Source organism: Chromobacterium sp. LK11 (assembly GCF_001043705.1).
Classification (GTDB): domain Bacteria; phylum Pseudomonadota; class Gammaproteobacteria; order Burkholderiales; family Chromobacteriaceae; genus Chromobacterium; species Chromobacterium alkanivorans.
Window position 1 is genome coordinate 1 of the sequence record NZ_LDUR01000002.1, and the last position, 13,851, is coordinate 13,851.

A 13,851-nucleotide genomic window follows, 5' to 3' on the forward strand; every position below is an offset into this window, starting at 1 on the left:
GCGAGACAAGGCGAAAACCGCTGAGAAAGTGGAATGTACGCGTGGTACATGAGCATTTCGAAGCGGGCACTCATCGCACAATGTCTCTACCGATGCGCAGCAGATCGTAAACAGCTTCTAAGCGTTTGACCATTGTCGCCGATGCCGCCCAGGCGGCGATAGCGCTTTCACGATTGGGCCAATCGCGCATGCGCCAGCTCCGCCAGCTTGTCCAGCCGCATGCCGGTTTCCTCGCGTCGGCGGGCCTGGACCAACTGTTCAATTTCCGCGCACAACTGCGCCACCGGCGCTTGTCCCGCCATGGCGAAAGCCCCCTTGGTGGCGTGCAATTGCTGCATCAACACTTGCTGGTCCATCCGTTCCAGCGCCTGCCGCATCAGCTGGATGGAGTGGTCCAGCGCGCTCAATAGTTCTGCGCGCCGGGCGGCGGGCAAGGGCGCGGCGGGGCCGGCTGGCGGGCGAACGCTGGCCGGGCGCAGCGCCAGGTGTTTGCGGATCACGCCGTCCAGCTCCTCCAGGGTAAAGGGCTTGAGCATGAGCTCGTCTATGCCGGCCTGCGCGCAGAGCGGCAGTTCGGCGTTGCCGGCGTGCGCGGTGATGGCGACGATGGGCGCGGAGAAGCCGTTGTCGCGCAGGGCCTGGGCCAGACTGTAGCCGCTGATGTCCGGCATGCTCAGATCAGTCAGCACCAAGGCGTAATCCTGGCGGGTGGCCAGCGCCAGCGCGGCGGCCCCGTTGGCGGCGATGTCCGCCTGGTAGCCCAGCTCGCGCAGCTGGTCCTGAATCAGCGCCCGGATTGCCGGGTGGTCGTCCACCACCAGGATGCGGGCCGCCGGCGAGGCCGGGCCCGGAGAGACGGCGGGCTGCGCCGCGACAGGCGCGGCGGCGCAGGGTGGCAAGGGCAGGGTGACGACGAAGGTGCTGCCCACCCCGGGGCTGGAGGTGAATTCAATCGTTCCCGCCAGCAACTCGGCCAGCTTCTTGCAGAGCGACAGGCCCAGGCCGGTGCCGCCGAAGCGGCGGGTGATGGAGGCGTCGGCCTGGGAGAATTCGGTGAACACCTGGTCGTGGTATTCGGCGGGAATGCCCACGCCGCTGTCGCTCACGCCGATGATTACCGGCGAGTCGGCGCGGCTGTCGTCCTGCAGATAGATCTCCAGCTGCACCTCGCCGCTGAGGGTGAACTTGATGGCGTTGCCGAGCAGGTTCAGCATGATTTGCCGGACGCGGCCCGGGTCGCCCAGATAAGCCGGCGCCAATTGCGCGTCTATCATGCAGGAGAATTCCAGGCCCTTGGCGCGGGCCAGCGGCTCCATGCTGGCCGCGGCCTCATGGCCGAGTGCGGCCAGATCGAAGGGAATGGTCTCCACGCTCATCAGCCCGGACTCCACCTTGGACAGGTCCAGGATGTCGTTGATGATGGCCAGCAGCGCCTGGGACGAGTGCTTGGCTACGGCCAGGCGCTGCTGCTGCGGCGCGGCGAGCCGGGCGCGGCCGAGCAAGTCCAGGCTGCTGACGATGGCGTGCAGCGGGGTGCGGATTTCATGGCTGACCATGGCCACGAAGGAAGACTTGGCCTGGCTGGCCGCTTCCGCGGTTTGGCGCGCGCTTTCCAGCTGGCGCTCCAGCGCCTTGCGCGCGGTGATGTCCACCACATTGCACAGCAGGACCCGGATGCCCTGATAGCGCGTGGCCATGGTGGTGCTGTGCAGCTCCATGGCGTTGCCGTCCGCCAGCGCAAACTGAATGTCCCGGTGGCAAGGCGTGGTGCCGAGCGGGGACGCGGTCTGGTGGGTGTCCAGCAATTGCAGATGCAGCGGCGGGCGGGCGATGCAGCCCTGCCGCGCCCACTGGCGCATCACTTCGTTTTCCAGCAGCACGGTGCCGTCGGCGATGGACAGCAGCGTCAGGCCGGAGGGGGCGGTATCCACCATGATGCGGTTCAGGTTCTCGCTTTCGAAAATGCGCTGGGCGCTACTGAAGGCGGGTTTGAAGATTCTCCGGTCCAGCAACAGGATGAGAATCCACAGACAGCTCAGGGCAAACAGCAACGCGCTGAGGTTGGTGATCAGCGACAGCCGCAGATCGTTGAGCAGCGCATGCCAGGCAAACACCTGAATATGAATCCAGGCCGGCGCCGGCAGGCGGGCGCGCAGGATGAACAGACCGTCGCGGTACTGGAGATCGGACACCGCTTCGTTGAGCGCCGGCAAAGCCATTTTGCGCAGCGTCGCGATCAGCTGCGAACCCTGGGCCGCCTGATAGCCAAAGCCCAAATAGAACGCGTCCGAGGGGCTGGCGAGCAAGGTGGTTTCGTCATTGACGTCCGGGCGCCAGGTATTCAGCAAGGTGTCGATGCGGATGTCCCGGGCGAACACGGCGAAGGGGATGCCGTCGACCACGGCGGTTTGCGCCAGGCGGATGGCGGGGCGGCCGGTCAGCGGCGCGGCGGCGGTGGCCAGCCAGGCCGGGTTGCGGCTGGTCTGGCCGTTGGCCGTCGGCACGGCGGGGCTGGGCATGCCGGTGAACACCTCCCGCCTCAGCCGGGCTCTTGCGCCGGGCGGGGTCAGCGCCAGCGGAGACAGCAGCGGCGAGGCTATCGTCAGGAACTGCCGGTCCGGGCTGTACAGATAGGCGGTTTCAGACTTCCTCAACTCGCAGTCGCCGCCGCACAGCGTGTCGACCGTTTGTTCCGCCAGCGCCAGATAAGGTCCTAAGCGGGTGGCGGCCGGCAGCCCCGGGCGCGGGCCCAAGGCCAGCGCCAAGGGATGGCCGGAGCTGGCCGGCAGCCAGGCCTGGCCCTGGTCGGCGTCGAACTGGCGCGCCAGCGCCGGGCTGGCCTTGATCTGGGCTTTCCAGTTGGCCTCCGCCTGGCTGACCTGATGGTAGAGATCGATCGCGTGTCCCCGGAGGATGACTTTCAGCGCGGTGTTTTCCGCGTCGAACACCTGCTGCCGGTCGGACAGCATCGCTTTGCCGGAGGACCACAAAGTCAGGGCGGTCAAAGCCAGCAGCGCCAGCGAGAGGACAATGCCGCCGCCAAACAGCGTGGCGCGCTGAATGCGGCGCAGGCGGCTGAGCGGACGAAGGGTGGATGAGTTTGGGCGTGAGTCTGGCATGCGTGGATTTGACGGTGGCGGAGTTGCTGAGCGGGGAGTTGACCGCGCTCAGGATGTTTGCTTATCTATAAAAATAGAGTTTCTCGACAATAAATATCATTTTTATGTGAGCGACATGGAGACAGAGGAAATCAAGGTATTGCTGGCGGACGACCACCCCACCGTGCTCAGCGGCCTGGAGCATGTGTTGCAAAGCCGGCGCGCCGTCCGCGTGGCGGGCAAGGCAAGCAGCGCAACCGCATTGTGGGATTTGCTGGCCAGCCAGCCTTGCGATGTGCTGGTGTCCGATTATTCCATGCCGGGCTGCGAGTCCGGCGACGGTGCGGCCATGTTCGAGCGTTTGCGCCGCCTGTATCCGACGCTGGGCATCGTGGTGCTCACCATGATGGACAACGCGCTGGTGGTGCGCTCGCTGCGCGGCCTGGGCATTCACTGCATCCTGAGCAAATCGGACGCCATCGAACACCTGCTGCCGGCCTTGTACGCCGCCAGGGCCAAAACGCCGTACTACTCTCCCGCGGTGGAGCGTTTGCTGGAGGCGGACGGGCTGGCCCAATCCACCGCCAAGCGCGCGTTGACCGCGCGCGAAGCCGAGGTGGTGAGGCTCTTCGTCGCCGGCCTGACGGTGAACGACATCGCCGCCAAGCTCAAGCGCAGCAAGCAAACCATCAGCACCCAGAAAGCCAGCGCCATGCGCAAACTGGGCGCGGAACGCGACGCCGATCTTTTGTTGCTGTTCAAGTCCTGACATTTTTCCTTTCCGCCCGCGGCACCCTCCTTGGTGCCGCTTTCCGGCTGAGGGTTCCCGCCATCCTCATTTGTCTTCCTCGTCGCTAAGACCGGCTAACAAAACCCCTGATCCTGCGTTGAGCCTCCTTGTCGCACCACTGGTACTGCCTGGGCGCGCATTTCGTACTGGTCAAATATCCCCTCATTCTGAGCAAGGCTATGCTTCAAGGTTGGATTTCGCCCAGGCTGGGCGGAGATGGCTTTTATTTTGAGGCTGGTGTTCTTGATGGCTTGTGATGTAGCAAAGTGTGGCGCGCTTAAGAAAATACTGGCGCTGTTGGCCGCCATCCTGCTGGCGATGAGCTTGTGGGAGCTGGCGCAGCGCTATTTCATCCTCAGCCCTTCGTATCAGACCGGCAAAACCCCGCAAGATTACGGGGTGCGTTACCAAGAAGCCTGGCTGCCGATTCCCAAGGCGGAGGGCGGCGGCCTGGTGCATGCGTGGTGGCTGCCGGCCGAATCGCCCGCCGCGCCGGCGGTGCTGTTCCTGCACGGCAACGACAGCACCTTGCACACCGATATCGATTTGATCCTCAGCCTGCGCCGGCTGGGTCTGGCGGTGATGGCGATCGATTACCGCGGCTACGGCGGCGGCGCATGGTTCTTGCCCTCGGAGCGTTCGGTCTATGCCGACGCCAGGGCCGCCTGGCAAGCGTTCAAGAAGCTGTCGCCGGAGGCGTCCAAGCATCTGGTGTACGGCCACTCCCTGGGCGGCGCCATCGCCATGGACATGGCCGCGGTGTCGCTGGGTGTGGACGGGGTGATTATCGACGGCGGTTTCTTGTCCGTCGCGGACATCGCCAAATCCTATACCGCGCCATGGCTGCCGTTTGACGCGCTGATCCGCCATAACTTCTCCTCCTATTCCAAATTGCCGGTCATTGCCGCGCCGAAACTATTCATCCATTGCTCTGGCGACGAGGTGGTGCCGGTGGAATTGGGCGAACGCCTATATCAACTCAGTCCTCAGCCTAAAGCCAAGTTGTTTATGAAGGGGGGTGATCATGATGGTTGTTATCGGCGTGATAGTCCTGCATGGGGTGGTGCAATTAAGGGTTTTTAAGAGGTGCTGAATCTTGTGATTCTTGAATAAGGCGCTTCTGTGATGTTTTGCGTGGAGTGGATGATTTTTGTTGATTTAGTACTGGTCAGATATATTGTGTTGAAATAAAAGCGTACAGTTATTGTTCCTATTGGTTTCTATATTGAGATTGTTATGTTGAGTTCAAAAGTTGTGGTTTGCGCTGCCGCTACATTCACTATGCTTTGTGCAGGCTTGGCTAAGTCAGAAGGTCCATTGGCGCATGGGCAATTTATTTTAAAAGGCACTATTGAGCCGGCGGCTTGTGTGGTGGATTTTTACGGTAATGAGGTTCAGGATTTTGGAGCGTTTGATTCGAAGATCCTGCAAGAGGGGAAAGGTGATTTCCTGGAAAGAAAGGGCGACGATATGCCTTTTAAAGTAAGGTGCGATGCTGTGCAACAGATGTCAGTCAGGTTTGTCGATAATAATCCGGGCTCTGTTCATGGTGATGGGCATAAAGACAGGTTTGGTTTAGGTTTTATTGGGGATGCTAAGGTAGGGTATTTTCGTTTTACTGTTTCGAATGATCATAATAAGGTGATAGTAGGCGAAGAGGAAAGCTTGGTTAAAGCTGATTATGCTAGGTCTGAGAACAAGGAGGTAGGTTCTTGGAAGAAGGAGCCTAATTCAGATAAGGTTTTCTCTGGATATTATTATGCCCCTATGGCGAAAGATGGTGTCGAAGCGACTCCTCTTGGGTTTAAGGAATGGCATTCTGCTGTGAGGCCTTCTATTTTTATTGATAGAAAGCTGGTGGTGAAAGATAAGGCTGAGTTCGAGGGAGTGGCGACATTGGAGTTGCATTACCTTTAATGGTCGTTTTTTAATTCTATTGGCTAGTGTATAAATATCTAGTTTTTGATAGGTGGATGCTTTTGCACTGGCTGGTTTGGCACCCCGGGTTGCATAGATTTGTACCGGGGTGTTGTTTTAAAGAGTGTGAATATGAGTAGGTTGAGAAAAAGAGCAGTAGTGGGCTGGTGTATTGCTATATTTGGAGTCGTTGCTAATTGTATGGCGGGGGGCATGCAGCCAGCGACTTCGGTCTTGCTGCTAAATGAAGCCGATGTTGCTGGTGCCATGTTGTTGCAAAATACCGATAAGCAGCCCTTGCTTTTGTACTCAAAAATTGAAAACCTGCCGGAGGATGAGGGTGAGAAACCGTTGGTGATGTTGACGCCGCCAGTGGCTCGGGTTGAGGCAGGGGAGTGGCAGCAAGTGCGCTTTATGTTGCAGCTTAAAAAACCTTTGCAAACGCAGCGTTTGAAACGCGTGATTTTTGAGGGGATACCACAAAAATCAAATTCGGATAGTGTGCAAGTGGCGATTGCCGTACGGCAAAACCTCCCGTTGGTGATTCACCCCAAGGGCTTGCCGGTAAACCGAGAACCGTGGAAATTATTAAAATGGTCCTTGAATGATGGTCAGCTGACACTGACAAACGACAGTCCTTATGTCGTGAGGATGGCGCAAGTAGTGAATCTCCAGCCACAGGGCACCGCAGTGCAACTGGGGCGTAGTTATGTGTTGCCTGGGCAAACACTGTCGTTCCTGGTTACGGATGTCGAGGCCGAGGCAGTCAGGCTGTACCCGGCTACTCTGTACGGCTTCAGCGTGGACAGCTACGACGCGCCGTTGACGGTCAAGGCCGGCTAATTGGCGCTTTGGCATGAACTCCCGGCCTACTGCGGGCGTGGGGAGGCGTGGACGGGCACCCGGCTGCCGACAAGGCCCTGGAAACGCCGGCCGCTGACGGCGGCCTTGCTGTTGGCCTTGGGCGCGACGCCGTCGCTGGCGCTGGGCGCGGCAGTGGCCGACGAGGCGATGTTCGACGCTGAGATTTTACGCGCGCGCGGACTGGACCCGGCCTTGGCCGAGTATTTTCGCGGCAAGCCGCGCTTTGCCGAGGGGCGTCAGCAAGTGAGTTTGTCGCTCAATGGCGAGGCATTGGGCGAGGTGGAGGCGGAGTTCGACGCGCAAGGCCAGTTGTGCTTCAGCCCTGCATTGCTGGAGCGGGCGCGTTTGCAAGGGCCGCCGCCGGATGAGGCGGAGGGCGTCTCGGTGGCGCCGGGTTGCTACGACTTTGTCGGCGCTTGGCCGCAGACCCAGGTGCAGCTGAACCCCAATCTGAACCGGGTGGCCTTGCTGGTGCCCACCGCGGCCATCCTGCCGCAGCCGCAAGAAGAGATTCAGCTGGAAAGCGGCGGCGTCGGCGGCATGCTGAACTACGACCTCAGCGCGAGCAGCTATCAAGGTCTGGGCAGCGGTAGCCGCAGCTTGTCGCTGGACACCGAGGCCGGCGTCAATGTTGGCGACTGGATTGTGCGCAGCCGCCAGTTCTACTACTCCAATAACGGCCAAGGGCGGTTTAGCGATCTGGGCGCTTACGCCCAACGCTCCTTTGTCTCCCAGCGCGCGCGTCTGCAATTGGGGGTGATCAATGTCGACAGCCCGCTGTTTGCCGCCGGCCAGTTGCTGGGCGCGCAATGGACGCCGGAGAGCGGCCTGGAGCAGGGCGGCCCCGGCGCGCGGGTGGAGGGCATCGCCAATAGCGTGGCGCGGGTGGAGGTGCGGCAGGCGGGGGTGTTGATCCATGTTGCGCAAGTGCCGGCCGGGCCGTTTTCATTTGATAACCTTCGTCTCAACAACCGCCATGTCGATCTGGAAGTGACGGTGGCGGAGAGCGACGGCGGCGAGCGGCGCTTCACCGTGCCGGCGGCAAGCCTGGGCTTGGATGCGGCCGCGCCGCTGGGCTATTCGCTGGCCATGGGCCGTTTGCGCGATGTTGCCGATGACGGCGAGGAACCCTTGCTGTTGACCGGTTCCGGCAGTTGGGCGCTGGGGGCGCGGGCGCAAGGGACGCTGGGCGCGCTGGGCACGCCGCAATATCAGGCCTTGGGCCTGGGGGCGGATGTCGGCCTGAGCGCCGATACCAGCTTGAGCGTGCGCGGCGTGAGCTCCCATGCGCGGGAAGAGGGCGTGTTCGGTCATCAATCCAACTGGGCGATGAGCACGCGGATGAGCGAGGCGATGAGCGCGTCCTTGTCGGCCTCGTTTCAATCCGAGGGCTACCGCGACCTGGGCGAGGCGATGACGGCTTATGGTCGAGAACAGGCCGGCGAAGCGCGCAAGCGCCGCACTCGCGCCCAGTATTCCGCCTCTCTGGGCTGGAGCCATCAGCGCGCCGGCAGCTTCCGGCTGTCCTACTCCTCCAGCCGCAGTTTCGACGGGCATGTCAGCAGCCGCTGGCTGGGCAGCTGGGGCCGCTCCTTCAAGCGGATGTCGCTGAATCTGAACGTGGAGAACGGCCGCAACTCTTTTGACGGCCGTCGTTATCAAGCCTGGTATCTGAACTTCAGCCTGCCGTTGGAAAAACGCCGCATCAACAGCACCGTGCGCAGCAGCGGCGGCGACACCAGCCTGAATACCTCGGTCAGCGAAACCGTCAACGAGTATTGGGGTTATCAACTGAGCGCGGAACAGAGCCGCCGCGGTACTGGGGTGAGCGCCAATGTCAACGTACAGCCGCGTTACGCCAGCGCCCGGCTGGGCGTGGGGCAGAACTACGCCGGCCGTCATTTTTCCGCTGGGCTGAGCGGCGGCCTGGCCTTTCATCGCGACGGAGTTACCGCGTCACCGGCGCAGATCCAGGACAGTTTCGGCGTGTTGTCCACTGGCAAGGTGTCCGGGGTGCGGGTCAACACGCCGGGCGGGGCGGTGTGGACCGACGCCGGCGGCCGCGCGGTGATCCCAAATTTGACGGCTTACGACGTCAGCCGCTTGGAAGTGGACGTGAAGAGCTTGCCGCGCACGGTGGAGCTGAAAAACGGTTACAAGGAGCTGAAAGTCAGCCGCGGCGCGGTGCGTCATGTCGAATTCGACGTGTTCCAGACCCGCCGCGTGTTGCTGGAAGTCAAGGACGGTTTGGGCCAGCCGCTGAGCGCCGGCGGATCGGTGCTGACGGCGGACAATCGTTTCGTCACCACCGTGGTGGAAGGCGGCAAGGTCTTTCTCGACAATGCCGAGCCGGGGCAGACGCTGACCGTGACCACGGCCAACGGCAACCGTTGTCAGCTGGATTTCGCGCTGCCGGAAACGGTGGACGAGCAGGTGTTTTACGAGCAGCTGGACGCGGTATGCCGGGCGGAAGCGTGAGCGAGGAGCAAGGAATGAAGTCGATGATTAAGCGGGCAACGGTCGGTCTGGCCGGCCTGCTCTTGTGCCAGGCCGTGTTGGCCGACAACTGCGTGATGCGCTTGAGCGGCGAGCAACTGGATTACGGCGTGTTGAACAAGGGCCAGTTTGGGCGGTCCCAGGCCGGGGTGCTGGCCTTGGGCAAGCGACGGATGACGCTGAGCATCCAATGCGAGGCGCCAAGCGCCATCCGGCTGCGGCTGGAGGCGGAGCCGGCCGCCAAGGGCATGGCGCTGTGGAACGGCAAGGGCCATTACCGGATGGGCATGGGCGCGGCGCAGCTGGACGGCCAGCCGGTGCTGCTGGCCGCCGTGCGCACCGAGCAGGCGGCGTTGGAGCCTGTCGCGGCGGAGGTGGCCGTGGACGCCGAACATAGAATATGGGCGGTGGCGGACGGCAAGCCGGCGCGCGGCAAGCTGTTCACCGCGCAAATCTGGGTGGACGCGCAGGTGGCGGTGGATGCGCTGCGCGCGCGCGATGTGGAGCATTTGAACAGCGGCGGGCGCTTGCTGCTGGAAGGCGCAGGCTAAGGATTGGAAGGACTCGCCGTATCCTCGGCGAGATTTCGCAGTTAAACCACCTACGATTGAGGCACTACATGAACATCTTGCTATTGTCGGCATTCCCCGCCGAATCCGCCCACCTGTCGCAACAGCTGTCCGCGACCTGGTCGCCGGACCCCATGCTCGGCGCCTTGTCCTGTCGCAGCCTTAGACACAATCTCCACCAGCTTTACCTGGCCGAAACCGGCGTGGGCACGGAAGACGCCGCCTTGACCACGCTGGCGGTGCTGCAGCAGCGCGAGATTGACCTGGTCTTGTTTTTGGGGACCTCGGGCGCGGTGGGGGATGGCTGGGAGATCGGCGATGTCGTCGCCGGCAGCAAGGTCGTGCAGATGGATCTTTACGGCATCGACAAGATCCTGAAAGGCACGCCGTTTGAGTCCTGCTTGTTTAACAGCAATACGCATGGCCAGCTGGAAACGGAGTGGGACGCGGATCCCTATTGGCTGGCGAAGCTGAAAGCCCTGCCCAGGGTGAAGCCGGGGCTGATCTTCAGCAGCAATCAGTTCCCGGTGCCCGCCGACAAGTTTCCCGCAATGCTGGAACTGGGCCGCGGCGTGATTGAAATGGAGTCCTCCGGCGTGATGCGCGCCGCCCGACGGGTGGGTTCCACCCCGGTGCTGGTCTTGCGGGCGGTCAGCAATATCATTGACGGCCAAGGCCGGGATAAGGGCACGCCCGAGCATGGCATCGGATTGTGCGCGGAAAGGCTGTCGGCCGCCGTGTTGAAGCTGCTGTCCACCATTTGACGCTTGCCAAGAACCTGTTCAAAGTCCCGCTTTGGTTCGCCGGGCTTTGAACAGGCTCTTTAAACCTTCCCTCCCGCTTTCCGCCTGTCCGGGCGGCCGTCTCCGGCTTGACGCTCCGCCCCCGTCTCAGTACTCTTTGCCTCGCGCTGCGCCAAATAACGCCGCGCCGGGCAGGCAAGCCTATCAATCTCCGTGATCGCAGTCATGTTGCGTCCACTTGGGCGCTGCACGTCTGTTGCCACGCATCTGCATCTGAGCAGGGCGTGGCAGGGAGCCTCTCGGGGCTGCCGGTCGACATCACGGAGAACCGGTCTTGCCACCTTGTCACGCTCCTGCTCGTATCCGAGCAGGCTTCCAAAGCTGACTTGGAGACTGCAATGACTCCACTGTTTTCCCTTCTTTCTTTAGCCAAACCACCTCCAGCCGCCGCATCTGAGCAGGGCGTGGCAGGGAGCCTTTCGGGGCTGCCGGTCTTAACAAGGGAGCCGGTCTTGCCGCCTTGTCACGCCCCTGCTCATCTCCGAGCAGGCTTCCAGGCGGATTTGGAGACGGCGATGACTCCCCCTAATTCCTTCGCCGCTTGCGCCAAACCCTCCCCGGCCGTCAGCCAAGAGCAGCAATACCTGTTGTCCCAAACCATGGACGCCTGCGCCCTGGCCTTGAACGGCTTCGCCGTGTTGCGCTCCACGCTGACGGCGATCCAGGCCAGCGGCCGCCGTGACGATTCCTCTCATTTGCAGTTGTTGGCGCGCCTGTCGCTGGAGGCGCTGGACGATTGCGTCGCCCGCCTGCAAGCCTTCCAGCTCAAGGCCGACGACGACTTCAAGACGATACGCCGAGGCTGAACACGCCGGCCGTTTTTAAAACCAGACGCCGCCCGACATCCAGAGGCGGCTGCCGCGCTTGCGCGCATCCAACGGGGAGCTCTCGTCATCCATCGCATTTAGCCAGGAGGTCGCTATGTCGGAATGTCATCAGCTTGGTCTGCGCCGCAGCCAGCCATCGGTCGGGAAGCCGCAGGGGATGGGGGCCCGCGGCTTCAAAGCAGGGGAGACCGCATGAAGCCCACTGTGATGCAGATGCACAGGAATCTGCTGCTGGGCAACACCAGCAGCGTGGCGTTGACGGAAGGGGCGCTGGACGCCATTGCCGGGCATCAAGGCGCGGAGGGCGCGATCTTCACCCAGGTGCATGCCCACGCCGCGCTGGCCGCCGCCCGGCGTATCGACGCAAGCAAGCGTTTTTCCACCCCTCTGGCCGGCATTCCCCTGTCGGTCAATGACAGCTTCGATATCCAGGGCGCGGTCACCACCGCCGGCTCCGTGGTGCTGAAGCCTTCTGCGCCGGCCGGCCTGGACGCGGAGGCGGTGAGCAAGCTGCGCCAGGCCGGGGCGGTGCTGTTGGGGCGCACCAATATGAGCGAGTTCGCCTATTCCGGCCTGGGCCTGAATCCGCATTACGGCACGCCGCGCAACCCCGGCGACCCGGAGCGCGTGGCCGGCGGCTCCAGTTCCGGCGCGGCGGTCAGCGTGGCTCTGGGGCTGAGCGCCGCCGCGCTGGTGTCCGATACCGGCGGTTCGGCGCGCATCCCCGCCGCCTTTTGCGGCCTGGTCGGCTTCAAGGCCACCGCGCGGCGGATGCCGATGCAGGGTTGCCTGCCTTTGTCGCCGTCGCTGGACTCCATCGGCACGCTGGCGCGCTCGGTCTCCTGCTGCGCCATCCTGGACGCGGCGCTCAGCGGAGGCTGGCTGCCTGCCCATGCGAGCGGCCAGCCGCCCGACGTGAAAAAACGCCGGCTCTACGTGACGGAAGACTATCTGGCCGACCAGACGGACCCAACCGTGGCCCAGGCTTTCGACGCCGCGCTGGCGTGTTTGTCGCGGGCGGGGGCCCGCATCATCCGTTTCGATTTTCCCGAGCTTGGGTGGATTGCGGATATGGACGCCCAGGGCGGCTTGGCGGCGGCCGAGGCCTGGCGCTGGCATCGGGAGCGGCTGGAGGGCGAGAGCGGCGACAGCTACGACCCGCGCATCGCCCAAGGCTTGCGGCAGGGCGCCGGTCAGAGCGCAGTCCGTTATCTGGAGTTGCTGGAGCGGCGCCGGGCGCTGCAAGCCGTCGCCGCGCATCGCCTGTCCATGGCCGACGCCTGGCTGATGCCCACGGTGGCGATTCTGCCGCCCAAGCTGGCGGAGCTGGACGACGACGACGCCTACGGCCGCTTGAACCAACTGGCGCTGCGCAATAGCGCGGTGATCAATCTATTGGATGGCTGCGCGGCCAGCCTGCCGCTGACCGGCCAGATTGGCCTGGGCGTATGCGGCTTGCAGGGCCGCGACGCGCATATCCTGAAGCTGGCCGCCGGCATTGAGCGCGCGCTGGCGAACCGCTAAGGAGAGCGACGATGAAAGTCCCATTGCCCGTGATGGAGCAATTGAAGCAGCTGAACCAGAACCTGCTGGACACCCAACCGGACCGGACCGCCTTGTCCCTGCTTGGCCGCCAGATGGCCGAGCAGTGCGCGGAAATGGACGCTTGCCTGTTGCAAGGCTTGATGGATATCCGCTCAGCCCATGTCGGCCTGCAAGCCATCCTGACGTTGCTGCAGCGCCGCGACGAGCCTTTGCTGTTCAGCAGCGAGGAGGCAGTGGCCCTGCTGGAGCCGGTGCAGCAGCGCCTGAAACGCGGCTTGAACCGCCTCAATCGCCTGATCTGAGCCGCCGCGCCGCAGCGTTGGAAAAAAAACGCGGCGGCGCCGGTTTTTCGTACTGGTCAGATATTTTTCGGCGGCGCGTTTGCGCATACTTTGCCCATCTTATGCGGCGTCCTGTTGCATAGGGTCTCACGCCGATCCCCCGGTGTTGAGCTGCCTAGTGTCTATTGCAAACCTATTATGTTTGCCTCCCTCTCCCTGCGCGGAGAGGGATATTTTTTTAACCGGAATCCCGCTCCGGCCTGTCGGCACGCGCTGATCGCGCCGTTTGCGAGCCATCTGCTAGGAGAAAGCATGAACTTCAATATGAATGTCGCCCAGTTCCAGCACAAATTGGCCGAAATGGAGGAGGAAAACCTCATGCTGCGCTTGCAGTTGGACGTTTACCGCGATGAGCTGTTCAAAAAGTACGAGTCGTTTCTCGATGAGAAGCTGACGACGGAAATGGAGAAAAAGCTGAGCCTGGACGTGCGCAAGGCGGAGGCGGACATGCGTCACAGGCTGCAAGAGGAAATCAAGCTGCTGAAGGAGGAGTTGCAGCGCTTGCGCGGTCCGGCCAAGTCCGAGCCCAGGCTGAACAAGGTGGAAAAGCCGGCCGAGGTGCCGACTTTGCTGGCCACGGCCTGATGCGTCCTCCCCGCTT

General features: G+C 62.5%; 12 protein-coding genes. 11 read left to right on the forward strand and 1 reads right to left on the reverse strand.

Annotated elements, in window-relative coordinates; translation table 11 throughout:
* Positions 1 to 167: 167 nt before the first annotated feature.
* Positions 168 to 3,119, reverse strand: a complete 2,952-nt coding sequence (locus VK98_RS00830; protein ID WP_082158704.1) for an ATP-binding protein — start codon at positions 3,117 to 3,119, stop codon at positions 168 to 170.
* Positions 3,120 to 3,234: 115 nt separating this feature from the next.
* On the opposite strand from VK98_RS00830, the gene VK98_RS00835 reads away from it, so the two are divergent.
* From VK98_RS00835 to VK98_RS00880, 11 genes are all read left to right on the forward strand, one after another.
* On the forward strand, positions 3,235 to 3,867 hold the full coding sequence (locus tag VK98_RS00835; RefSeq protein ID WP_048412228.1) for a response regulator: 633 nt from the start codon (positions 3,235 to 3,237) through the stop codon (positions 3,865 to 3,867).
* Positions 3,868 to 4,134: 267 nt separating this feature from the next.
* A complete protein-coding gene (locus tag VK98_RS00840) occupies positions 4,135 to 4,971 on the forward strand; it encodes an alpha/beta hydrolase (protein WP_197082925.1) in 837 nt (278 codons plus the stop codon).
* A gap of 153 nt (positions 4,972 to 5,124) precedes the next feature.
* Positions 5,125 to 5,805, forward strand: coding sequence for a hypothetical protein (locus VK98_RS23555; RefSeq protein WP_156187717.1), 681 nt, complete (start codon positions 5,125 to 5,127; stop codon positions 5,803 to 5,805).
* 132 nt (positions 5,806 to 5,937) lie between these two features.
* Positions 5,938 to 6,648, forward strand: a complete 711-nt coding sequence (locus VK98_RS00845) for a fimbria/pilus chaperone family protein (RefSeq protein ID WP_048412229.1) — start codon at positions 5,938 to 5,940, stop codon at positions 6,646 to 6,648.
* Complete coding sequence (locus VK98_RS00850; protein WP_156187718.1) at positions 6,649 to 9,147, forward strand: fimbria/pilus outer membrane usher protein; 2,499 nt, start codon at positions 6,649 to 6,651, stop codon at positions 9,145 to 9,147.
* A 14-nt stretch (positions 9,148 to 9,161) separates the two neighbouring features.
* Positions 9,162 to 9,716, forward strand: a complete 555-nt coding sequence (locus tag VK98_RS23975) for a hypothetical protein (RefSeq protein ID WP_048412230.1) — start codon at positions 9,162 to 9,164, stop codon at positions 9,714 to 9,716.
* Positions 9,717 to 9,784: 68 nt separating this feature from the next.
* Entirely contained in the window at positions 9,785 to 10,498 is a 714-nt protein-coding gene (locus VK98_RS00860; protein WP_048412231.1) for a hypothetical protein, read from the forward strand.
* A 554-nt stretch (positions 10,499 to 11,052) separates the two neighbouring features.
* Entirely contained in the window at positions 11,053 to 11,343 is a 291-nt protein-coding gene (locus tag VK98_RS00865; protein ID WP_048412232.1) for a hypothetical protein, read from the forward strand.
* Between the two features lie 213 nt (positions 11,344 to 11,556).
* Positions 11,557 to 12,888, forward strand: coding sequence for an amidase (locus VK98_RS00870; RefSeq protein ID WP_048412233.1), 1,332 nt, complete (start codon positions 11,557 to 11,559; stop codon positions 12,886 to 12,888).
* 11 nt (positions 12,889 to 12,899) lie between these two features.
* Positions 12,900 to 13,211: a DUF1484 family protein gene (locus tag VK98_RS00875; protein ID WP_156187719.1), complete on the forward strand. Its 312-nt coding sequence runs from the start codon at positions 12,900 to 12,902 to the stop codon at positions 13,209 to 13,211.
* Positions 13,212 to 13,502: 291 nt separating this feature from the next.
* Positions 13,503 to 13,835 carry a hypothetical protein gene (locus VK98_RS00880; RefSeq protein WP_048412235.1) on the forward strand — a complete coding sequence of 111 codons (333 nt, stop codon included), beginning with the start codon at positions 13,503 to 13,505 and terminating at the stop codon, positions 13,833 to 13,835.
* Positions 13,836 to 13,851 lie beyond the last annotated feature (16 nt).